The organism is Corticimicrobacter populi, assembly GCF_003123725.1.
Lineage (GTDB): Bacteria > Pseudomonadota > Gammaproteobacteria > Burkholderiales > Burkholderiaceae_B > Corticimicrobacter > Corticimicrobacter populi.
On record NZ_QETA01000001.1, the window covers coordinates 598,827 to 621,629 of the forward strand.

Here is a 22,803-nt window from a genome sequence, read left to right on the forward strand (position 1 = left end):
TCCTTTGAAATACAGGCCTTGCGGAGACAAGGCACGCCACTTCATTCCATATTTTTGCAGATGCATTATTCACCATGAAAGAATCGATACGTACCTATTCTGCTTCCGAAATCGCCCAGTCGCGCGCCGCCGGCCATATGGCGGCGGAGGTGCTGGCGATGATCGGCGAGCATGTCAGGCCCGGTGTCAGCACCGAAGCGCTGGATGCCATATGCCATCGCTATATTGTCGACGTGCTCAAGGCCGTGCCGGCCAATATTGGCTACCACGGTTTCCCGAAAACCATCTGCGCCTCTCTCAATCATGTTGTGTGTCACGGGATTCCGGATGCCGGGCAGGTACTCAAGGATGGCGATATCCTTAATATCGATGTCGCAATCATCAAGGACGGCTGGTATGGCGACACCAGTCGCATGTACTACGTGGGCACCCCTTCGGCGCAGGCACGCAAACTGGTCGAGACGACCTACGAGGCCATGTTTGCCGGGATCAGGCAGGTGCGTCCAGGCGCGACGCTGGGTGACATCGGGCATGCCATCCAGCAGGTTGCCCATGGGCAGAGTTTTTCCGTCGTGCGAGAGTATTGCGGCCATGGTATCGGGCAGAAATACCATATGGCTCCTCAGGTACTTCATTATGGACAGCGCGGGCAAGGCCTTGCGTTGCGCAGTGGCATGATTTTCACTATCGAACCGATGATCAATGCAGGCAAGGCGGATACCAAGGTGCTGCAGGATGAATGGACGGTTGTCACGCGAGACAAGTCACTGTCTGCGCAATGGGAACACATGGTGGCTGTGACTGACGAGGGTTTTGAGGTGCTGACGCCATGGCCGGATGGACTGGGCAGTTACGCCAGTATTTCTTGATCGAACGGTAGAAAAAAGCCCACCGAAAGGTGGGCTGATTTCGTACCGTACCCGGTTACGGGCGATTGCTGCTGGTCGGGAACGGCCAGGGCTTGGCACCGCTTGCAGGTTGGGCCGGTACTGCATCCTTGGTGGCGGGCTTGGCAGCCGGTTTCTTGGCAGCGGGCTTGGTGGCCGGAGTGGCCTTCTTGGCCGTCGGCTTGGTTGCGGTTGCCTTGGCAGCGGCCGCGGTTTTCTTGGCTGGTGCCTTGGCAGTACTGGCGGCCGGCTTTGTTGCTGTGGCGGCCGGTTTCTTGGCTGCCGCAGCTGGCTTGGCGGGCGTCGCCTTGGCTGCAGCAGGTTTTACGGCAACGGGCTTGGCTGTGGCTGCGGTTTTCCTGGCAGTGCTTGCGGCGGGTTTGGCTGCGGTGGCGACGGGCTTCTTGGCTGCGGCAGCGGCCTTTGCGGGAGTCGTCTTGGCCGGGGTGGTCTTGGCAGTTGCGGGCTTGGCAACAGCCGGTTTGGCGGCTGCGGTTTTTCTGGCGGGTGTCTTGGCGGTGCTGGCTGCCGGTTTGGCTGCAGCAACGACGGGTTTCTTGGCTGCGGTGGTTGCCTTGGCAGTTGCAGCCTTGGTCGCTGCGGCCGGTTTTGCTGCCGCGGGCTTGGTGGCGGCTACGGTTTTTTTGGCGGGGGCCTTGGCTGCACTGGCTGCCGGCTTTGCAGCGCTGGCAGCAGGCTTCTTGGCAGCGGAGGCTGCCGGTTTCTTGGCTGTGGCTGCCGCTTTGGCGGGAGCCGCCTTGGCCGGGGTGGCCTTGACTGCTACTGGCTTGGCTGCAGCGGTTTTCTTGGCAGGAGCGGACTTGACAGGTGCGGCAACGGCAACTGCTTTTTTGTTGGTTGCCGGCTTGGCAGGTTTGGGAGCGCTGGTGGCGTCAGTTTTCTTGCTGGCCTTGGCCGCTTTCTTGTTGGCCTTGTCGTCGGCAGCCTTGACGGTTGCCTTTTTGGTCGCTTTTTTGGCTGTTGCCATCGTCATGCTCCTTGGAACCTGATTCTTAAATAATGCATTAGGGGGAAGAATGCAAGGATCAACAGTACATCTGTCATGCGCATTACGCAAGATTTACACAGCTCGGTCATGCCGATCCGTGTGGATTGGCATGGAAAATGCGGCTTTTATGCTGCCAACAGCCAGATAGCGTTGCAATGTACAGAGAGTGCGGCGGCATTTTGTCGTTATTGTCATGGCCGCCGCAGCGAGCGGATCAGAACTGCTTCAGACGCTTCAGGACAGTTTCCTTGCCGATAATTTCGAGTACGGCGTCGATCGAGGGTGTCTGTGTCCTGCCGGTTACGGCCAGACGCAGTGGAATGGCCAGTTGTGGCATTTTCAGCCCGTGGGCTTTCAGGACCTGCTTGATCAGAGCTGAAATGTTTTCCCTGGACCATTCGAGCGCCTCTGCCTGACGGGTGAAATCGGCCAGTGCCTGCCGTGCGGCCTCGGTCAGGTGCTGTTGCAGCAGTTCTTCGCCAGGTTGCTCGGGCGCGCCGAAGAACAGCATGGCCGCATCGGCCAGTTGCTCGAGGGTTTCCGCGCGATCCTTGACCAGTGCCACGACTGCCGGCAGCGAGGCCTGGGTCAGGTCGCCGCCGCGCGCGGCAATCCGGGGGGCGACACGTTGGCCAAGCGCATCGTCGCCCAGTTGACGCATGTAGTGGGCGTTGACCCAGTTGAGTTTTTGCGGATCCCATTGCGCGGCCGACCGCGACAGGTTCTGCGCGTCGAACCATTCCACGAATTCGGCGCGTCCGAACAGTTCGTCGTCGCCGTGGCTCCAGCCCAGTCGGGCCAGATAGTTGATCATGGCATCGGGCAGGTAGCCCTGGCGGTCGTAATCCATGACGCTGACCGCGCCGTGGCGCTTGGACAGTTTCTGTCCATCCGGACCAAGGATCATGGGCAGGTGGCCGTATTGCGGCAGCGGAGCACCCAGGGCGCGCAGGATATTGATCTGGCGAGGCGTGTTGTTGACGTGGTCGTCACCGCGCAGCACGTGGGTGATGCGCATGTCCCAGTCATCGACGACCACGCAGAAATTGTAGGTCGGCGTGCCATCCGGACGGGCGATGATAAGGTCGTCAAGCTCCGTATTGGAGAACACGATGGGGCCCTTGATCAGGTCGTTCCAGCCGGTGCTGCCTTCGGTCGGATTGCGAAAGCGTACCACTGGCTTGCGGTCGGCCGGCACAGGCGGCAGCACTTTGCCCGGCTCCGGGCGCCAAGTACCGTCATAGCGCGGTTTGAGGCCGGCGGCGCGGGCTTTTTCGCGCATGGCTTCGACTTCTTCGGGGCTGCTGTAGCAATGGTAGGCATGCCCGGAAGCGAGCAGTTGCCCGACCACCTCGCGGTAGCGGTCCATGCGTTGCATCTGGTAGAACGGGCCTTCGTCCGCGTCCAGCCCCAACCATGCCATGCCATCGAGGATCGCCTGGACCGCCTCGGGCGTGGAACGCTCGACGTCAGTGTCTTCGATTCGCAACACGAAGGTGCCTTTGTGATGGCGGGCGTAGGCCCACGAATACAGCGCGGTACGCGCGCCGCCCAGGTGGAGATAGCCCGTCGGTGAAGGGGCAAACCGGGTGCGGACAGTGGCAGAGGATGCTTGGGTCATGGATAATGGCAACGCAGAGGTGGGTATATAACGGAAAACAACATTTTAGAGGAGTACAGCCTTCCATGTTGCGTCACGCGCTGGCCCCTTTGTTCGAACCGCGCTCGCTGGTGGTGATCAGCGACCAGGTTCTGCCGTACGACCAGTCACCACCGATTCCCCTGCATGCCGCCACCGTGCGTGTGCCGTGGTCGGCGCAGGGTGATCCCGACGATATTCGCAAGGCGCTGCAGGAAGTCGCTGCAGGGCGTGGACGCCCCGATCTGGCACTGGTCTGCGTGGAGCCGACTCAATTGCCGCTCGTGCTCAATGCGCTGGCGTCCAATCCCGATACGCTGCCCGGTGCCGTGATCCTGCAGCCACACAACAGCCGTGATCCGGATCCGGCTGCAACCCGTGATTTTTCCCGCCTGTGGGCGCAGACCCATCCCTGCTTGCTGCTGGGCCCCAATGCCTTCGGGGTGCAGCGTCCGCATGCCGGTTTCAACTTCAGTCAGCACCCGCATTTGGCGCGCAGCGGCAAGGTGGCGCTGGTGGCCCAGTCGCGTTCAATCATGGCGGCGGTGATGGACTGGGCCGATGATGCCCATATCGGCCTGTCCACGGCGATTTCCCTGGGGGATGAAGTGGACCTAGGTATTCCCCAGGTACTTGATTACCTGACCAGCGACTACCGTACCGACAGCATTGCGCTGTACATGGAAGAAACAGGTAATGCCCGTGAGTTCATGAGCGCATTGCGTTCGGCTGCACGGGTCAAGCCGGTGGTCGTGCTCAAGGCCGGTCGTGCGCAGGATGGCAGTGGTGCCGATGCCGCCTTCGATGCCGCATTGCGACGAGCCGGTGCAGTGCGCATTCGCTATTTCGTGCAGATGTTCTCGGCGCTCAAGGTACTGGGGTACGCACATCGCCCGCGCGGCCAGCGCGTGGCCATGCTGGCCAATGGCAACGGTCCGCCGCAACTGGCACTGGACCTGGCCGGATCGCAGGCCCCCATCGTGCGTGCCGAGCTGGGCGTAGCGACCTGCCGTGCCCTGCAGGCTCTGCTGGAGCCGGATGCCGATATCCGCAATCCGGTCATCACGCGGGCACCGCTGACGCCGGATATCATCCAGGAGGCATTGAACCAGTTGTTGGCCGATGCCAATGTCGATGGTGTGCTGGTCCTTCTGACACCGGATGCGCATACCAACATGACTGAGGTTGCCAAACGTCTGGCTGCCGTGACGCCGGCGGCACGCAAGCCCGTGGTGACCTGTTTCATGGGCGATGCCGGCATGCGGCCCTTGCGGCGCATGCTCGACGATGCCGGTACGCCGGCCTTCCGCACCCCGGAAACAGCGGCCGATGCGCTGGGCGTGTTGGCAACCCACCATTACAACCAGCAGTTGTTGCTGCAGATGCAACCGCCGCTGCCACCGCTCTATCCGCCAGATCGCGAGCAGGCACAGGCTTTGATCGACCGTGCCCGCGAGCAGGGGAGAACGTGCCTGTCGGCCAGTGAGGTACAGGACATTCTGCAGGCCTTCTTTGCACCCGTCGAATGGCGTGATGAACATGAGGAGGGCGATTGCCCGGCCGAGGATGACGGCATCACCCTGGCGATACGGGTCGTGCGTGATGCCCGTTTCGGGCCGGTGATCGGTTTTGGTGCTGGCGGACTTCTGGCGCGGCTGGGCATGGTCGGCGGCAGCGCCGGCGGCAGCCTTGATCTGCCGCCGCTCAACAGTTATCTGGCGCACCAGATGATGGTGCGCAGCCGGATCTGGAAACCGTTGCTGGCCAGTGAGTCCAGCCCGCAGGCACTGGTCCGTCTGGAGCAGTTGCTGGTTCAGGTGTCCGAAGTAATTTCCGAGCTGCCGGATATCGAATCGCTGGTACTCGATCCGATTCGGATCGCAGATGATCATCTGCGTGTCGATGGCATGGAAATGCGGCTGTGTGCGCAGCCGGCTGGTTATACGCCATTGTTGGGAGGGTATGCCCACATGGCGATTCATCCCTATCCTGCTCATCTGGTGCGCAATCAGGCTTTCGAGGATGGTGTGGCCTATACCATCCGTCCCATCAGGCCGGAGGATGCGGAGGCCTTGCAGGGCTTTGTCCGAGATCTCTCCGAGCAGTCACGCTATATGCGCTTCATTTCGGCCATGAAGGAGCTGACGGAACGTATGCTGGCGCGCTATACCCAGGTCGATTATCACCGTGAACTGGCGTTGGTGGCGACCATTCAGCAACCCAATCCGGCCCACCGCGGGCATCCTCACGATGTCATCATCGGTTTTGCGCATTATCTGCGCAATGCCGATGGGCGGGGGGCAGAGTATGCGCTGGTGATTGGTGATGACTGGCAGCGTCGCAAGCTGGGCTATTCACTGATGCAAGGATTGATCGAGGCTGCGCGACAGCAAGGGCTGGAATATATCGATGGCATGGTGCTGTCTGCAAACCGGCCCATGCTGACGTTGATGACCCGTCTTGGATTCGTCAATGATCCGGATCCCGATGATCCTTCGATGCGGCGGGTCTGGCTGGATCTGGAGCCGGTGGCTCCAGTCCAAGAGGGCAAGGCCTGATCGCGTTCAGGCCAGAACGCGCTTGAGGAAGGTGCCGATGTCGGCGATTTCCTGGGCGCAGACCGAGTGCGGCATCGGGTAGGTATGCCACTCGATGTGGTAGCCCAGTTCTTCCAGCAGCGTGCGTGATGTCTCGGCCCGCTGGATGGCGACGACAGGATCCTGGGTGCCGTGGGCCATCAGGATTGGAATGTCCGCATTGGCCGGGCTGCGTTCCTCTGCCAGCGTCTGGCGCAGGGGCAGGTAGCCGGACAGGGCGATCAGGCCCCCCAGGCGCTCGGCATGGCGCAGACCGATTTGCAGCGTCATGGCGCAGCCTTGCGAAAAGCCAGCCAGCACGATATGCCGCGCAGGCACGCCACGTGCCTTTTCCTGTGCAATCAGCGCTTCAATTGCAGCCTGGGAGCGGTGGATGCCGGTGTCATCTTCGCGGGCCGTGCCATTGAAGCCCAGGATGTCATACCAGGCCCGCATGGCCATGCCATTGTTGATGGTGACAGGTATTACGCCGGCATGTGGAAAAATGAACCTGATGGCAGGCATGTCTTCCAGGCCCAGTTCGGGCACGACGGGGGCAAAGTCGTGGCCATCGGCTCCGAGGCCATGCAGCCAGATCACGGTGCGTTGCGGCGTGGTGCCCGTGTCGATGGTCACGGTATCAAGCAAACTCTGGGTCATGCTTCTTCCTTCTCGTCTTCAACTGTGTCGGATGATGACGTGTTATCGGGCTCCAGCGCTCGCAACGCCTGAAACAGCGCGCGGTAGTGCTTGCGCTGGGGCTGAGAACCTTCGGTCAACGCGGCATTGGTGGCTGCTTCCTTGCGGGCAGCGCGGATCAGTGAGCGCAGGTGCTGCACATCGGCACCGGGATACTGTTCCAGCAGAGTCGTCAGAGCATCGTCATCGGTCAACAGGCGATCGCGCAGGCGCTCGGTACGATGCAGCGAGGCGGTTGCCTCGCGCGAGCCATTGGCCCAGACGTCAAGCTGGGTCCGGATTTCCTCGGCAGGAGCCTTGCGCATCAGTTTGCCTACATAGTGCGTCTGGCGACGTCGGCCTTCGCGGCTGGTGGTGCGTTGTGCCAGCCGGATGGCTTCGTACAGCTTTTCTTCGAGTGGCAACTGACGCAGCCGTTCTGGCGACAGGTCGATCAGATCCTTGCCAAGATCCAGCAAGGCCAGCATGTCGCGTTTGACCTGTGATTTGCTGGGGCGGTCGTAGACCGGGCCAGTATCCTGGTCGTCGTTGGGCGAGGGCGGAAATTCGTCCATAGGGGCAGCAGTAAGAATCTTATAGGGGTAAAGTTGGCTATCATACTCGCCTGTCCGAATTTTCCTGAAATCCATGAGCATGACTGATCAAGAGAAGCCGCGTACCCGCGCAGGCAAAAACCGGGTGCCAACGGGCCTCCAGGGGCTGGACATCGAGGCTGGCCAGGCCCGCTTTCGGGAGGCGGTCGAGTCGGTACTTGGACACGCGCGTGAACTGGGTGCCAGTGATGCAGCTGCCGAAGTATCCGAGAGCTGCGGCCTGTCGGTGTCGGTACGCAAGGGCAGCATCGAAACCGTCGAGCAGGCTCTGGACCGCTCATTGGGCGTAACCGTCTATGCGGGGCGCAGCCGGGGCTCGGCCTCGACCTCCGACCTGTCGCCAGCCGCATTGCGCCAGACTGTCGAGGCCGCCTGGCATATTGCCCGCCATACAGCGGATGATCCTGCCGCCGGCCTGCCAGAGGCAGACCAACTGGCAACCCAATTCCTTGATCTGGATCTGCACCATCCCTGGCGTATCGATACGGATCAGGCTTGCGCACTGGCTTGTCGGGTAGAGCAGGCTGCGCTGGATACCGATGCCCGCATTACCAACACCGAGGGTGCCAGCGTCAATACCTACGAAGGGCATTTCGTCATGGGGAATACACATGGCTTCATGGCCGGCTATCCCTATTCGCGTCACAGCCTGTCGGTTGCACCGATTGCCGGCCGCGGCAATCGCATGCAGCGCGATTACTGGTACAGCGCACATCGTGCGGCGCAGGGGCTGGGGCAACCCGAGGCCATTGGTCGCTATGCGGCCGAGCGCACCCTGGCGCGGCTGTCGGCGCGCCGCATTCCCACAGGGCGTTTTCCCGTCCTGTTCGAGGCCCCCCTGGCGCTGGGCCTGATCGGTGCGCTGACGCAGGCGGTCAGTGGTGGTGCCCTGTATCGCAAGGCCAGTTTCCTGCTGGATGCGGCAGGTCGCCAGATATTGCCCGGGCATCTCGACCTCGATGAAAATCCCTTTATCCCCCAGGCCATGGGCAGTGCCATGTTCGATGACGAGGGCGTGGCGACACGCGTGCGCCAGGTCGTGTCGGGCGGGGTGCTCAATGGCTATTTCCTGTCCAGCTACACGGCGCGCAAACTGGGATTGCCGGGTACGGGCAATGCAGGTGGCTCGCACAACCTGATGCTGCGCTCGCGCCTGACCCGCCCCGAAGATGATTTCGAGGCCATGCTGCGCAAGATGGGCACGGGCCTGCTGGTGACCGAACTGATCGGGCAGGGCGTCAATTATGTAACGGGTGATTATTCTCGCGGTGCATTCGGCTACTGGGTGGAAAATGGCCGCATCCAGCATGCTGTGCAGGAAATCACCATCGCTGGCAATCTCCAGAATATGTTCCGTAATATCGTGGCGGTCGGGGCGGATCGCATCACGCGGGGGGCCAAGACCTCGGGTTCGATCCTGATTGCGGAAATGTCGATTGCAGGCATATAGTGATCCGCCTGTAGAATATACAAATATATTCATAGATTTCTTACATATACACCTGCATATAAGCTTGTGAAGGAGATTCCATGCAACGTCGTTCGTTTCTGAAAAAAGCGGGCCTGGGGGCGGTGGCCGGCAGTGCGGCCGTGGCCGCTCCGGTTTTTGCCCAGGATGCCCCCACGCTCAACTGGCGCATGGCCTCCAGTTTTCCGCGCAGCCTGGATGCCCTGTATGGCACCGGCGAGATTTTCTGCAAGTATGTCAATGAAGCCACGGGTGGCAAGTTCACCATTCGCCACTTTCCGGGCGGAGAGATCGTGCCTGCATTGCAGGTGCTTGATGCAGTGCAGAACAATACGGTCGAGTGCGGCCATACGGTCAGCTATTACTACTATGGCAAGGATCCGGCCCTGTGCTTCGATGCCTGCGTACCGTTTGGCCTTAATACCCGCCAGACCAATGCCTGGATGTTCGATGGCGATGGCATGCGCCTGACCCGCGACATGTTCAAGGCCTACAACATCATCAACTTTCCGATGGGCAATACCGGTACGCAGATGGGTGGCTGGTATCGCAACGAGATCAAGACTCTCGATGACCTGAAAGGCCTCAAGATGCGTACGGCCGGTTTCGCCGGTGAAGTGCTGTCGCGCCTGGGCGTGGTGCCGCAGCAACTGGCAGGCGGTGATGTCTATCCCGCCCTGGAGCGCGGCACACTGGATGCCGTCGAGTTCGTCGGGCCGTATGACGATGAAAAGTTGGGTTTCAACAAGGTGGCCGGCTACTACTACTATCCGGGCTGGTGGGAAGGTGGTCCGCAGGTGTCGCTCTACTTGCATGATGCCGCCTGGGCTTCGCTGCCCAAAACCTATCAGACCATCGTCGAGGCTGCCAGCCGCGTCGCGCATGGTGCCATGACCTCGCGCTACGATGCGCTTAATTCGCAGGCACTGCGTCGCCTGATCGCCAGCGGCACCAAGCTGCGTCCGTTCCCGCGTGAAGTGATGGATGCTTCCTACGATGCAGCACAGACCGTCTACAAGGAATTCTGCGACAAGAATCCCCAGTTCAAGACGGTGTACGACAACTACATGGCTTTCCGCGACGAAGTAGTGCCATGGTTCCGTGTGGCCGAGGGCAGCTTCGACCAGTACCTGGGCGTACGCTTGTCGGCGCGCAATCGTTCCTGATCTGTGCTATGATCAATGGCTATTTTCTTTTTGGATGAGCTGGCACGGGTGAATTCATAACACTCTGGCAGGGCACAAACTGAAAAAGCGGCCGAACATGGTCTGTGGCATGAATTCCTCATGCAGCGCATTTCGGCCAGGCGCTCATGCCTGTATCGGGCATGGGCTTAATTTTTGAATGTTAGGAACCATCATGAAGACATTTGTGGCCAAGCCGCATGAAGTCAAGCGTGACTGGTTTGTGATTGACGCCAAGGGCAAAGTCCTGGGTCGTGTGGCCAGCGAAGTCGCACGCCGTCTGCGTGGCAAGCACAAACCTGAATTCACGCCGCACGTTGATACCGGCGATTACATCGTCATCATCAACGCTGCTGAAATCGCTGTCACCGGCAACAAGGCCGAAGGCAAGCGCTACTATCGCCACTCGGGCTACCCGGGCGGTGTCACCGAGACCACTTTCCTCGAAATGCAGCAGCGTTTCCCGGGCCGCGCCCTGGAAAAAGCCGTCAAGGGCATGCTGCCGAAGGGTCCGCTCGGCTACGCCATGATCAAGAAGCTCAAGGTCTACGCAGGCTCCGAGCATCCGCACTCGGCGCAACAGCCGCAACCGCTGGATATCTAAGAGGTCAAGGACATGATCGGTAACTGGAATTATGGCACCGGCCGTCGCAAGACCTCGGTGGCCCGCGTCTTCCTGAAGAAGGGCACGGGCAAGATCGTCGTCAACGGCAAGCCTGTCGACGAGTTCTTCGCACGCGAAACCGGCCGCATGGTCGTTCGTCAGCCGCTCGAACTGACCGGCCACACTGAGTCGTTCGACATCAAGATCAACGTCAAGGGCGGCGGCGAAAGCGGCCAGGCCGGCGCTGTGCGCCACGGCATCACCCGTGCGCTGATCGATTACGACGAAACGCTCAAGCCCGCACTGTCGAAGGCTGGCTTTGTCACCCGCGATGCCCGCGAAGTCGAACGCAAGAAGGTCGGCTTCCACAAGGCACGTCGCCGCAAGCAGTTCAGCAAGCGCTAATTCTCGGCATTGCTGCAAAAAAGCCGCCTTCGGGCGGCTTTTTTTATTGTCGGACGGCTCGTACACTCTGTCAGTTTCGTTTTTGCAAGGATGCATGACATGCCCGCGATCATTCTCCCGTTTCGCCGCCGTTTGTTGCTGGGGGCTGCGGTTGCCAGCCTGGCATGGCCGGCCTGGGTTCAGGCTCAGGCTGATATGCGCGTGGTATTTCCCGGTACGGTGCAGCAGGGGACGCTGGTAATCGGGAAGGTGCCGGCAGGCAGCAGGGTCCGCTACGCGGGGCGTGAGCTGCGAGTGACGCCATATGGTTCGGTGGTATTGGGCATTGGCCGTGACGCGCAGGGTGAGGCGCGTGTCGATGTTGTATTGCCCAATGGAGAACGGCAGTCGCCTGTGATCAGCATCCAGCCGCGCGACTGGCCCTTGCAGCATGTCAATGGTGTACCACCCGCCACAGTCGAGCCGCCGCCTGCCATTGCCCGTCGTATCCAGGCGGAGCAGGCGCGTGTGGTGGCGGCGCGCGAGCGTGACGATGAGCGTGCCGATTTTGCCCAGACCTTCATCTGGCCGGTACAGGGGCGCATCAGTGGCCGCTTTGGCCGTGCACGTGTGTACAACGGCAAGCCGGGCTCGCCGCATTCCGGCATGGATATCGCAGCACCCACCGGGACGCCGGTGAAGGCTCCTGCTGCCGGCATCATCACCTTCGCCGATCCCGATCTGTACCTGACTGGTGGCACCATCCTGTTGGACCATGGACATGGGGTCAGTTCCAACTTCCTGCATCTTTCGCGCATTGATGTTTCGGTCGGTCAGCGCGTTAGCCAAGGCGACGTCATTGGTGCCGTCGGTTCGACCGGGCGTTCGACTGGCCCACACCTGCACTGGGGAATGAACTGGTTCGATGTGCGGGTCGATCCTCAACTGGTGCTGGAGCGGGCGCAGTGAGTCCAGCCTGGATGGTGGCATGCATAGCCTGTGGCGGCCTGTCTGTGGCATGCCGATACACGACCACACAGAGCGAAACTTGAACCGGGACATGCTTTGGCGGCATCATGGAAGCTCACCAACGACGTAAAGGAGAATCGTATGCAATCATCCTTGAAAGCGTTTCTTTTCGCTGCTGCCGTATCCTTCGGGCTCTCTTCCCCCTACGCCATGGCCGAGTCCAGGCTGGAGCCCGCCCGGGCCGAAACGCCGGTACAGGCACCCGCAGCCATTGATCCGTCCGATGAGCAGCTTGAGAAATACGTGGGTGCCGCTCGCAAGATCGATGCGGTTGCTGCAGATTATCAGCCCAGGCTGGCAGGCGTGACCGATCCGGCAGAGCGGCAGGCCTTGCTGCGCGAGGCTGATGGCAAGATGATCGCGCTAGTCGAGCGTGACGGATTGAGCGTGGACGAATACAACGGCATCAGTGTGGCTGTCCAGCAGAATCCTGCCTTGCGCCAGCGGGTGGTGGACATGCTGGCGCGCAGCCAGGGAGGCTGAGCGGGCAGGGTGAATCGATTCTCGTGTCGGGGCCTTGCGGTCCTGGCGCATGAGGATCGGTTTTGCCTGTAGTCAGTTTGTGCCGAGGCTACCTGGGTGCCGTGTCATGCATTGTGCCGAAGGTGCGCTCAGCGCACACCGCCCATGTAGCGGCCCGGCCGATGGTTGATCCACAGAAACAGGCTCATGGCGATGGCACCCAGAATCGAATAGGCAACCCGTTCCGGCGGCACGACGAAAAAAGCCATGGCCACGATGGCGCAGTCGATGATCATGTGTACCTTGCCTGCCCGGATGCCGTGCGCCTGCTGTAGATAGAGCGAGACAATTGTGGCACCCCCCAGGCTGGCGCGGTGGCGCGCCAGGAACAGGCAGCCCGTGCCCAGCAGAAACCCACCCAGCAGGGCCGCATAGAGCGGATGCAGGTAATCGATGTGCATGACCTGTGGCGCGAAGTCGGTTAGCAGCGACAGCATGCCCACGGCGGCAAAGGTCTTGAGCGTGAATTCGCGCCCCATGCGCTGCCATGAAAACCAGTAGAACGGCAGGTTGATGACGAAAAAGACCAGACCGAATGGCCATCCGCTCAGATAATGCAGCAGAAAGGCGATGCCGGCTGTGCTGCCGGTGAGCAGGCCCGCCTGTGCATAGAGCACCATGGTCATGGAGACGAAAAGTGTGCCAGTAAACAGGGCCAGGACATCTTCTCCGGGGCCGTGATGCAGGGCGGAGACGGGCGCGACAGGGGTGACGGGCATGGCAGGGGTATGCGGCAGTATGATGAGCCGTTCGCAAGGGTGGTGCGATGCGGGCCGGGTGCGCTCCATCGGGGCGCTGTATCGCTTGTGGCGACGATGGCATTATGCCCGCGTCGCAGTCGATGCGCCAGAAGGGCGACTCCGGGTGTGCGAAAGCGCAACTTTTCCGTAATGATATCGACAGCCCAGCCATGCTTTGCGATGCAGTCTTATACAAGACATTCGCCAGAAATCGGGTAGAATGGAAAGCTGACTCCAATACCAAAACCGATTTTCAATCAAACCACCGACGCTACCGGAGTATCCATGTCCTACCAGCATATCAAGGTGCCCGCACAGGGCCAGAAGATCACGGTCAATGCCGACTTCTCGCTGAACGTGCCTGACCAACCTATCGTTCCCTTCATCGAGGGCGACGGCACGGGTGCCGACATCACCCCCGTGATGATCAAGGTTGTCGATGCCGCAGTCGAGAAGGCCTACGCCGGCAAGCGCAAGATCCAGTGGATGGAAGTCTTCGCAGGCGAGAAGTCCACCAAGGTGTACGGCCCTGACGTCTGGCTGCCCGAAGAGACGATGGAAGTTCTGCGCGACTACGTCGTCTCCATCAAGGGCCCCCTGACCACGCCCGTGGGCGGTGGCATCCGTTCGCTCAACGTCGCCCTGCGCCAGCAGCTCGACCTGTATGTCTGCCTGCGCCCGGTGCGCTACTTCAAAGGTGTGCCCTCGCCGGTGCGTGAGCCCGAGAAGACCGACATGGTCATCTTCCGCGAAAACTCCGAAGACATCTACGCCGGTATCGAATTCGAAGCCGAATCCGAAAAGGCCAAGCTGCTGATCGATTTCCTGCAGACGAAGCTCGGCGTCAACAAGATCCGCTTCCCGCAGACCTCCGGCATCGGCGTCAAGCCCGTGTCGCGCGAAGGTACCGAGCGTCTGGTGCGCAAGGCCATCCAGTACGCCATCGACAATGACAAGCCCAGCGTGACCCTGGTCCACAAGGGCAACATCATGAAGTTCACCGAAGGTGGCTTCCGTGACTGGGGCTACGGCCTGGCTGCCAATGAGTTCGGTGCCGAGCCCATCGATGGCGGCCCGTGGCTCAAGTTCAAGAATCCCAAGACCGGTCGCGATATCGTGATCAAGGATTCGATTGCCGACGCCTTCCTGCAACAGATCCTGCTGCGTCCGGCCGAGTACTCCGTGATTGCCACACTCAACCTCAACGGTGACTACATCTCCGACGCACTGGCAGCACAGGTCGGTGGTATCGGTATCGCTCCGGGTGCCAACCTGTCGGATTCCGTGGCGATGTTCGAAGCCACCCACGGCACGGCTCCCAAGTACGCTGGCAAGGATTACGTGAACCCCGGTTCCGAAATCCTCTCGGCCGAAATGATGCTGCGTCACCTGGGCTGGACCGAAGCGGCCGACCTGATCATTTCCAGCATGGAAAAGTCGATCCTGTCCAAGAAGGTCACCTATGACTTTGCACGCCTGCTCGAAGGCGCGACCCAAGTGTCGTGCTCGGGCTTCGGCGATGTGATGATCTCTCACATGTAATTCATGCGGTGGACGCAGGTCGTCCACCTGCCGTGAAGCAAGCCCCTGCAGTCATGCTGCAGGGGCTTTTTATCGTCCGGCTCTTACATTAAAAGCATCCCATGAGAGTCGTGCGGGCGCGCCACGACAAGCGTGGGACGTGTGTTATTGCTTGAAGTGATCCTTCTTGCGCGGCTTGGGAGGCGGTAAGGCTCGTTCGGTCGCCTCCAGCAACGGTATCAGCCAGTGACGATCTTCCCAGTTGTCTGCCGGGATCAGCAGGTGCGGCCGGGCACCGGGGTAGGGGAAGCCTTCTGCTGCGTCCGGCGCAAGCTGCCTGCCGGCTGCGGTGATTTTCAGGTAGAACTCGTCGTTGCACACGAAGCCGATGGGCTTGCCGGACAGGTAGATGCAGTACTCGCCGAACATTCTCCGGCTGGAGAGGTCCTCCAGGGAACCGAGCTGGTCGAGCAGGAAATCGATGGTGGAGCGGGATGTCGCCATGTCAGGACCCGTCTTGATGGGATGTTGCGCGTGTGCTCATATATGTACTGTACTCCTGCAGCCCAGGAGAAAATATCGGTTTTGCAGGCAGGGCAGGCGCAATGCAACTCAGGGTGGTACTGGAAAAATATCAGATCGGGCTTTATTTCCTGGCCGTGCTGGCAGGGGCGGGATTCGGGCGGCTGATGCCGTTCGCCGTGGACTGGGCTGCCGCTATTACGCCAGCCCTGGCCTGCATGCTGTACTTGACCTTCCTGCAGGTGCCGGTGGCGGAACTGGGCACGGCATTCAGGCAGCGGCGTTTTCTGGCTGTACTGCTGGCGGTCAATTTCATTCTGGTGCCGATTCTGGTGGCTGCTCTGCTGCATTGGGCTCCGGCCGATCCGTTGTTGCGCCTGGGAATGCTCTTCGTGCTGCTGACCCCCTGCATCGATTATGTGGTGACCTTTGCTCATCTGGGGCGGGCGGATGCCCGCCTGCTGCTGGCGAGTACACCAGTGCTGCTGCTGGTGCAGATGCTGGCCCTGCCGCTGTACCTGCGCCTGTTCCTGGGGGAGGAGGCCGCGCAATGGGTGCACCCCGGACCGTTCGTGGATGCGTTCATCTGGATGATTCTGGTGCCCGCCGCACTGGCTGGTCTGACTCAGGCATTGGCACGGCGTCATCGCGGTGCCTTGGCCGTGGCTGACGGATTGGCGCTGCTGTGTGTCCCGGCGACGGCGCTGGTACTGCTGGTGGTAGTGGCGGCCGTGATGCCGTCGCTGCGCAGCATGCCGGCCATGGCCTGGTCGGTCGTACCGCTTTATCTGCTGTATGCCCTGGTCGCGCCAGTCGTGGGCTGGTGGCTGGCCCGATGGTGTGGCCTGAAAGCCATGGCCGGGCGGGCCGTGGCCTTCAGCGCCGGTACGCGAAATTCATTGGTGGTATTGCCGCTGGCGCTGTCAGTGCCGGGTGCGATGCCGCTGTTGCCTGCGGTCATCGTGCTCCAGACGCTGGTCGAGTTGCTGGCCGAGCTGCTTTACATCCGTGTGTTGCCGCGCTGGGGCGCGTCAGGCAAGGCGGTGTGACGGCAGTTTCAGGAAAAATGAACCGGCCAGCGTCAGCAGGGCGAAAATGGCCCCTGCACTGAACGTGGCCACCGAACCCCAGCTATCCCACAGCAAGCCCGCCAGCAGGTTGCCGAACAGTACGGCCAGCCCGGTGCTCAGGTTGAACAGCCCGAAAGCCGTGCCGCGCAGGTTGGTGGGGGCCACATCGGCCACCAGCGTCGCCAGCACACCCTGGGAAAAGCCCATGTGCAGGCCCCACAGGCCCAGAGCCAGCGCCAGCATCACGAGGTTGCCGGGCCAGAGCGCCAGCAGCACATTGGCGGCAGCCAGAAAGACCAGACTCAGCGGCAGCATGGCGTGTCGCCCCAGACGATCCGACAGGCGGCCGACAGGATAGGCCACGGCGCTGTAGACCAGGTGCATACCCAGGATGACCAGCGGTGCCCAGGTCAGGGCAATGCCGCTTTCGTGGGCGCGCAGCAGCAGAAAGGCTTCGCTGAAGCGGGCCGCGCCCAGCAGGGCAGCCAGGGCGATCAGTGTCCAGAAGGCCTGTCCGAGCCTGCGCGCGGCATACCAGTCGATGGGGGGCTTGCCCGGTTTGTCCGGCGTGATGCGATCGGGTTCGCGTACGCCCAGCAGCAGGACGCATACCGCCAGCGTCGCCGGAATGACGGCGAGCCAGAACAGCAGGCGGAAGTTGTCCTGGCTGGCGAACAGGACCAGCACGGCAATCAGCGGGCCAATGACGCCCCCCAGGCTGTCCATCGATTTGCGCAGGCCGAAGCAGGCTCCTCGGATGGCAGCAGGCGAGGCATCGGCCAGCAATGCATCACGCGGTGCGCTGCGGATACCCTTGCCGATGCGATCCAGGAATTTGCCGCAGGCGATGCCGAAGATGCTTTCTGCCAGGGGAAAAAACAGTTTGGACAGGGCGGCCAGGCCATAGCCGAAGCTGACCAGCCCTTTGCGCGAGCGCCAGCGGTCGGACAGGATGCCGGCTCCCAGGCGGACGACCATGGCGATGACCACCGATACGCCTTCCAGCAGTCCGATCAGGATGGCCGGTGCGCCCATGCTGCCCACCAGGAACAGGGGCAGCATGGTCTGGACCATTTCGCTGGAGATGTCCATGAGCAGGCTGACCCAGCCCAGCGCCCAGACGGTACGAGGTATGGACGGGCGTTCGGTGTTGGCACTGGTCGGGCGCGAGGACGACGGAGAGGACATGGGTGAATGCGGAGCAAGGGGGAGAGGCTGCCTCTGCGGGCATGCCATATGGTCATGACTACCGATTGCCAGATGGACCTTGATGCGTTGCTAGTGTAGCGGTTGAATGAAAAGATATTGATTTTCCACAATATTGAAAGGGGAATTCGGCCTAGAATACAAATCTGTCGGACAGCATGCGGAAGCAGGACTATGACTCACTACCCGTTTCCATCCTCCAGCCAGATGACGGGGGCTGGCACCATCCTGATCGTGGACGACGATCTGGTGATACAGCAGCGGTTGCTGGCCTATTTTTCTCAGGAAGGCTATCGCACGCTGCTGGCCGACGAGGGCGAGGCCATGTGGCGCATCTTGCAAGCCGAATCGGTATCACTGGTGCTGCTCGATATCAATCTTCCCGGTCGCGACGGTATCTCGCTGGCTCGCGAATTGCGGGCACAGCATCCCGCCATCGGCATCATCCTGGTGACCGGTCGTACCGACGAGGTCGATACCATCGTCGGGCTGGAAGTCGGTGCCGACGATTACGTGACCAAGCCTTTCAATCCCCGGGTGCTGCTGGCACGTGCCAAGAGCCTGTTGCGCCGTGCCTGTGGTCCGTTTGACGCGGCTGGGGATGTGCCTCGCATCTGCTTTGCCGGTTGGCAGCTCGATATGGTGCGGCGGCGACTCTATGCACACGATGGCAGCGAAGTGACCCTGACGCGCGGTGAATTCGATCTGCTCAGCGCACTGGCACAGCATCCGGATGCGGTCATGGATCGCGAACGCCTGACGCGTGTCATCAGCGGCAGTGATTGGCATCCCGCCGATCGTACGGTGGACGTGCTGATCCGCCGCCTGCGTGCCAAGCTCGATACGGCGGGGGGCGAAGCCTCGTTGATCGCGACGGTGCGGGGCGAAGGTTACCGGCTGTCTGCCGAGGTCAGGCCGGCTTGAAGGCAGGCCTGATGCAGCGCCTGTCGGGCCTGCTGCATGGCGACCAACAAGGTATGTACTGCTGTTGGCCAGTCCTGCGGTAGCGGGGCAGGCGGTTTCTGTTCGGTAAGCATGTTTTCTACCTGACGCGCATGGTGGGCAAGCTGCGCCAGTCCCAGGTTGCCGGCTGCGCTGCGCAGGCGATGGGCCAGTCGTGCACAGGCTGCAGGGTCCGTTGCGGCCAGAGCCTGCTCCAGGCTGGCGTGTAATTCACGGTCCTGCTGCTGGTAGGCTGCGACGATGGCCTGGACGGCAGCAGGACCGAGCAGGCTGCATTCTTCGGCAAGGAAAGCGCCGGGATCATCCTGTTCAGCGCCGGTGGGCGTGAGGATGTCCGGGTGGGGCAGTTTACTTGCATCCTGGCCCGCGTCCTGTATGGAAGAGGGGGAGGCCGTTCCAGGCGCATTCTGCACTTTAGCCAGTGCCTCGATCAATGCCATCAATTGCCGGCGTTCAAAAGGTTTGGCCAGATAGGCATCGGCACCGGTCTGCAGCCACGCTGCACCACCGTCCTGGCTGGCATGCGCGGACATCAGCGCTACGGGCAGGTTTTTCTGGCCGGGCAGGGTGCGCAGCCGATGCATCAACGTGTTGCCCTGGGTGTCGGGCAGATGGATATCGATCAATGCCATGTCCACGGGATGTGTGGAAAATGTCGCCAGCGCTTCGCCACCCGTGGCTGCAGCGGTGACCTGATGCCCCAGTCTGGACAACATGTGTTGCAGCACCATGCGCGTGACGGCATCGTCTTCGACGACCAGGATACGGAGGGACACCGTCGCGGCATCAACGGCGGGCAAGGTAGATTCGGCTGCATCCGCCTGGATCTCCATGCCTGCCTCGAAATCCAGCAGGAACGTGACACAGGTGCCATGGCCTGGCCGGCTCTGGATCGAGATCTGACCGCCCATGGCTTGGACCAGACGGCGGCAGATCGACAGACCCAGGCCGGTACCGCCCTGGCGCTCGGGCAGATGGGCGTGCGCCTGCACGAAGGGTTCGAATACGCTTTCAATCTGTTCGGCAGGAATGCCGATACCGCTGTCGCTGACCTGGAATTGCAGATGCTCGCGCTGTGAGCAGTCGGTGTCGGGTTGGCGACAGACGCTGATCTCGACTGCGCCTTCCTGGGTGAACTTGATGGCATTGCCCACCAGATTGAGCAGTATCTGACTCAGCTTGCGGCGGTCGCCGTGCAGCATGGGCCGGATATCGGCTGCGATATCCAGGGTCAGGGCCAGTCCCTGATTGCGTGCGCGGCTGCCCTGCACGGCAAAGACATCGTCGATGCAGCGCCGCAGCACAAAGGTTTCGGCATGCATGGCTGGGCGGCCGATGTCGAGCTGGGCGTACAGCAGCATGTCTTCCAGGGTATCCAGCAGCAGGGTGGCCGAGGTGCGTATCTGCCCTGCATATTGGGCCTGGGTCGTGGCAAGCGGTGTGTCCTGCAGCAGTTCCAGCGTGCCGAGTATGCCGCCCATGGGGGTGCGCAGTTCATGGCTGATGGTGCCGAGAAAGGCCGTCTTGGCACGGCTGGCCTGTTCGGCCTGGATACGCGCCTGCCTGTGCTCTGCCGTTTCATGCGCCAGGGCGAGGTTGCTGGCGCGCAGCTCGGCCGTGCGCTCGCCGACCTGACGTTCGAGCGTGGCGCGTTCGTGGCGCAGCTCGGTCGCCAGTTGATCTCGCTCGATTACCTTGTCACGCAGGGTGGACAGCGCCTGGGCCAGTTGTGCCAGTGCATCGTTGCCTTCGTGATGGATGGGGGCCGAGTGCTGGCCATGTGCCAGGGCCAGCGTGGCGCTTTCGAGTTCGCGCAGGCGGGCGAAGGTGCGTTGCCGGCGCACCGCGTAAAGGCCACCAACAGTCAGCAGCAACAGGCAGGCGGCGGTGATGGCGAAGGCGGTCATACCCGTGGCAGCGGCCTGGCGCGCCGAGTTGCCTGCGGCGATGGCCATTTCGCTGCCATGTTGCAGCAGGCGTCCGGCCAGCTGATCCAGCTTGCCGGTCTGGGCAAGCATCTCCTGTTGCAGGGCGTCGGATTGCTGGCGCAAGCCCAGTTCGCGGCCCATCAGTGTGTACAGGCCAGTCGGGCCGGTTGCGTCCTGGAGAGTGGTGGACAGGCGGCCTGCCTGTGTATGGTCGGATGGATCGGCAATGTCGCGCTGGCGCTTGCGTAGTAAGGCCAGACTAGTCGTGAAGGCCAGTCGGGATGTCTCCAGTGCTGTCTCGCTGTCGAGGCCTTCTACCTGCTCCAGTAGAGGGACAAGGCGATGGATGGCGAGTTGCATCTCTTGCATGCGCTCGATCCGGTCCAGGTCGATGTCGATGATATGGTCGTAGAGGTCGGCGACATTGCCAGCTGGCGCGGGGCCGCCATCGGCATGTTGCTGCAGGCCGGCCAGGATGGAGACCATGATCGCGACGGCATTGTCGGTCTGGGCACCGGCCAGCAGTCCCAGCTCCTGTAGCCGGGCCTGCAGGCGTGCGCTTTGTCGCTGGCGATCGGCACGCAGGTCCAGTCTCAGGCTGACGACCCGGTGCATCTCCTGGCTGGCATGTGCCAGCGCGGCATAGGTCTGTTGCAGATCGACTGCCAGAGTGCTGGCGATGCCAGCCTCGTCCAGGGTTTCGATGCTACCGCGCATTTGTGCCAGTTCGGTGGTGATGGCTGTATCGAGACGGGTGATTTCCTCGGCCGAACCGGCACGGGCAAGTTGTGGTGCCATCACGGCCAGGCGGGTGCTGCTTCGCACCAGCTCATGCAGGGCCAGGGTATCCGGCAGTACACGCTCGACGATTGCTTGCTGACTGTGGACGACCCGCTGGAAACTGTTCCAGCCGATGAGCGCGACCAGTATCGTGCAGAGTGCGCTGGCGGCCAGGCCCAGGGCCAGCTTGCCGGGCAGGCTGCGATAGCGTTGCAGGAAAATCGGACGTAGCGGCATGGATGAGAGCGTCTGGCCGTTGATGCGGTCGACGCGGTATGCTTGGCGACCATGAAACACAAAGACACGATGCGCACATTCTACCCGCGTGCACGGCGACAGTGCCTGGCATGGCCGAGCCTGCGTTCGCTGTGGCGAGGCCGGCAGTGGCTGCTGGCAGCACTGGTGACATGCTGCGGCGGCATGTTGGCTCCCTCGACTGTAGCGCTGGCGGCGGATACGGAGCAGGCAGAGGCGTGGCCGCTCAGGCGCTGGCAGGGACAGGAGCACGACACGTCACCCGTGTTGTCGCAACGCCAGCCGGCCAGCCGGCCATGGCAGGTCTGTGCCATCTATCCACACCTCAAGGATGGCTACTGGCTGGCTGTCAATTACGGCATGATGGAGGAAGCAGCCCGGCTCGGCGTGGGGATTTCGGTGGCTGGTGCCGGTGGCTACAACGACCTGGCCATGCAGCGCCGCCAGGTAGAGGCCTGCGCGGCAGATCCGCAGATTGATGGCATGTTGCTTGGCACTGTGTCCTACGATGGGTTGGGCGATCTGTTGACATCTTATGCGGCCGCGCATCCTGTGGTGGCGCTGGTCAACGATGTCGGTGGGCAGGCTGTGCAGAGCCGGGTCGGCGTGCCGTGGTACGAGCTTGGACGTGAAACCGGCCAGTGGCTGGCGCGGCGTCACCCGGCCGGCAGCGGCCCGGTGACGGTCGCCTGGTTTTTGGGGCCGCGCGATGCCGGCTGGGTCCTGTTCCTGGACGCGGGTTTTCGGGATGCCATTGCCGGCAGTGATGTGACTCTGGCCACTGTGCAGTGGGGCGATACCGGCCGTTCCGTGCAGCGGCAACTGGTCGAGGACGTGCTTGATACCCATCCCGACCTGCGTTATCTGGTCGGCAACGCCGTCATGGCCGAAGTGGCCGTCAGTGAGTTACATCATCGCGGCTGGCAGGATCGTGTCGGCATCGTCTCCGCGTACATGACGCCCGGGGTCTATCGCAGCCTGGCGCGGGGCAGCATCCTGGCGGCCGCCACGGATTTTCCGGTGCTGCAGGGCCGGCTGGCCGTGCAACAGATCCTGGCGCGGCTCGAAGGACGCCCGGCCGAACCTTATGTGGGGCCGGATGTGGCGCTGCTGGAGCGTGACCAGATACAGCGTTTTCCAGCCCAGTGGACAGTGCCGCCTGCGGGATTCAACCCGGTTTTCCAGGTCGAGCCGATGTCAGGGCCGCAATGAGGGATACAGGAA

General features: G+C 61.8%; 20 protein-coding genes and 1 pseudogene. 13 read left to right on the forward strand and 8 right to left on the reverse strand.

From position 1 onward, the window contains the following. Positions 1–74: 74 nt before the first annotated feature. On the forward strand, positions 75–869 hold the full coding sequence (gene map, locus DD235_RS02920) for a type I methionyl aminopeptidase (protein ID WP_109060529.1): 795 nt from the start codon (positions 75–77) through the stop codon (positions 867–869). Between the two features lie 55 nt (positions 870–924). On the opposite strand, the gene DD235_RS16790 is transcribed toward map, so the two are convergent. Beyond that, positions 925–1,875, reverse strand: coding sequence for a hypothetical protein (locus DD235_RS16790; protein WP_155574604.1), 951 nt, complete (start codon positions 1,873–1,875; stop codon positions 925–927). Positions 1,876–2,110: 235 nt separating this feature from the next. Beyond that, entirely contained in the window at positions 2,111–3,517 is a 1,407-nt protein-coding gene (gene gltX, locus DD235_RS02930) for a glutamate--tRNA ligase (protein ID WP_109060530.1), read from the reverse strand. Between the two features lie 65 nt (positions 3,518–3,582). On the opposite strand from gltX, the gene DD235_RS02935 reads away from it, so the two are divergent. After that, positions 3,583–6,093 carry a bifunctional acetate--CoA ligase family protein/GNAT family N-acetyltransferase gene (locus DD235_RS02935; RefSeq protein ID WP_109060531.1) on the forward strand — a complete coding sequence of 837 codons (2,511 nt, stop codon included), beginning with the start codon at positions 3,583–3,585 and terminating at the stop codon, positions 6,091–6,093. 6 nt (positions 6,094–6,099) lie between these two features. On the opposite strand, the gene DD235_RS02940 is transcribed toward DD235_RS02935, so the two are convergent. Together DD235_RS02940 and yjgA are read right to left on the reverse strand one after the other, a co-directional pair. Continuing rightward, positions 6,100–6,771, reverse strand: coding sequence for an alpha/beta hydrolase (locus DD235_RS02940; protein ID WP_109060532.1), 672 nt, complete (start codon positions 6,769–6,771; stop codon positions 6,100–6,102). Beyond that, positions 6,768–7,364, reverse strand: a complete 597-nt coding sequence (gene yjgA / locus DD235_RS02945) for a ribosome biogenesis factor YjgA (protein WP_109060533.1) — start codon at positions 7,362–7,364, stop codon at positions 6,768–6,770. Before yjgA ends, DD235_RS02940 begins: the two co-directional genes overlap by 4 nt. A gap of 79 nt (positions 7,365–7,443) precedes the next feature. On the opposite strand from yjgA, the gene pmbA reads away from it, so the two are divergent. The 6 genes from pmbA to DD235_RS02975 all read left to right on the forward strand — a co-directional run bounded on the left by pmbA (position 7,444) and on the right by DD235_RS02975 (position 12,555). Further along, positions 7,444–8,853, forward strand: coding sequence for a metalloprotease PmbA (gene pmbA / locus DD235_RS02950; protein WP_109060991.1), 1,410 nt, complete (start codon positions 7,444–7,446; stop codon positions 8,851–8,853). Between the two features lie 80 nt (positions 8,854–8,933). Next, positions 8,934–10,037 (forward strand): TRAP transporter substrate-binding protein, encoded by a 1,104-nt coding sequence (locus DD235_RS02955; RefSeq protein ID WP_109060534.1) that lies wholly within the window; start codon positions 8,934–8,936, stop codon positions 10,035–10,037. A 193-nt stretch (positions 10,038–10,230) separates the two neighbouring features. After that, complete coding sequence (rplM, locus tag DD235_RS02960) at positions 10,231–10,659, forward strand: 50S ribosomal protein L13 (RefSeq protein ID WP_109060535.1); 429 nt, start codon at positions 10,231–10,233, stop codon at positions 10,657–10,659. A 12-nt stretch (positions 10,660–10,671) separates the two neighbouring features. Beyond that, positions 10,672–11,064 (forward strand): 30S ribosomal protein S9, encoded by a 393-nt coding sequence (gene rpsI / locus DD235_RS02965; RefSeq protein ID WP_109060536.1) that lies wholly within the window; start codon positions 10,672–10,674, stop codon positions 11,062–11,064. A gap of 99 nt (positions 11,065–11,163) precedes the next feature. Next, positions 11,164–12,012, forward strand: coding sequence for a M23 family metallopeptidase (locus DD235_RS02970; protein WP_109060537.1), 849 nt, complete (start codon positions 11,164–11,166; stop codon positions 12,010–12,012). 141 nt (positions 12,013–12,153) lie between these two features. Next, positions 12,154–12,555 (forward strand): DUF4168 domain-containing protein, encoded by a 402-nt coding sequence (locus tag DD235_RS02975; protein ID WP_109060538.1) that lies wholly within the window; start codon positions 12,154–12,156, stop codon positions 12,553–12,555. A gap of 128 nt (positions 12,556–12,683) precedes the next feature. On the opposite strand, the gene DD235_RS02980 is transcribed toward DD235_RS02975, so the two are convergent. Further along, positions 12,684–13,313 carry a YitT family protein gene (locus tag DD235_RS02980; protein WP_239990008.1) on the reverse strand — a complete coding sequence of 210 codons (630 nt, stop codon included), beginning with the start codon at positions 13,311–13,313 and terminating at the stop codon, positions 12,684–12,686. Positions 13,314–13,619: 306 nt separating this feature from the next. Between DD235_RS02980 and icd the strand changes: the two genes are divergently transcribed. After that, the gene (icd, locus tag DD235_RS02985) at positions 13,620–14,876 is read left to right on the forward strand and encodes an NADP-dependent isocitrate dehydrogenase (RefSeq protein ID WP_109060540.1); all 1,257 of its coding nucleotides are present in this window, start codon (positions 13,620–13,622) and stop codon (positions 14,874–14,876) included. Between the two features lie 144 nt (positions 14,877–15,020). Here icd and DD235_RS02990 read toward each other — a convergent pair whose 3' ends face one another. Beyond that, positions 15,021–15,359, reverse strand: coding sequence for a TfoX/Sxy family protein (locus DD235_RS02990; RefSeq protein ID WP_109060541.1), 339 nt, complete (start codon positions 15,357–15,359; stop codon positions 15,021–15,023). Between the two features lie 101 nt (positions 15,360–15,460). Here DD235_RS02990 and DD235_RS02995 point away from each other — a divergent pair, with 101 nt between their 5' ends. Further along, the gene (locus DD235_RS02995) at positions 15,461–16,426 is read left to right on the forward strand and encodes an arsenic resistance protein (protein ID WP_109060542.1); all 966 of its coding nucleotides are present in this window, start codon (positions 15,461–15,463) and stop codon (positions 16,424–16,426) included. Here DD235_RS02995 and DD235_RS03000 read toward each other — a convergent pair. Next, complete coding sequence (locus DD235_RS03000; protein WP_109060543.1) at positions 16,409–17,635, reverse strand: MFS transporter; 1,227 nt, start codon at positions 17,633–17,635, stop codon at positions 16,409–16,411. The genes DD235_RS02995 and DD235_RS03000 overlap by 18 nt on opposite strands. Before the next feature lie 225 nt (positions 17,636–17,860). Here DD235_RS03000 and DD235_RS17240 point away from each other — a divergent pair. Then, positions 17,861–18,148, forward strand: a pseudogene (locus tag DD235_RS17240) (response regulator); the annotation flags it as partial. Positions 18,149–18,292: 144 nt separating this feature from the next. After that, complete coding sequence (locus tag DD235_RS17250; protein WP_420810441.1) at positions 18,293–18,577, forward strand: winged helix-turn-helix domain-containing protein; 285 nt, start codon at positions 18,293–18,295, stop codon at positions 18,575–18,577. Here the strand turns inward: DD235_RS17250 and DD235_RS03010 are convergent. Then, positions 18,544–21,561 carry an ATP-binding protein gene (locus DD235_RS03010; protein WP_109060545.1) on the reverse strand — a complete coding sequence of 1,006 codons (3,018 nt, stop codon included), beginning with the start codon at positions 21,559–21,561 and terminating at the stop codon, positions 18,544–18,546. The two genes, DD235_RS17250 and DD235_RS03010, sit on opposite strands and share 34 nt — an antisense overlap. 51 nt (positions 21,562–21,612) lie before the next feature. On the opposite strand from DD235_RS03010, the gene torT reads away from it, so the two are divergent. Then, complete coding sequence (gene torT, locus DD235_RS03015; protein ID WP_109060546.1) at positions 21,613–22,791, forward strand: TMAO reductase system periplasmic protein TorT; 1,179 nt, start codon at positions 21,613–21,615, stop codon at positions 22,789–22,791. Positions 22,792–22,803 lie beyond the last annotated feature (12 nt).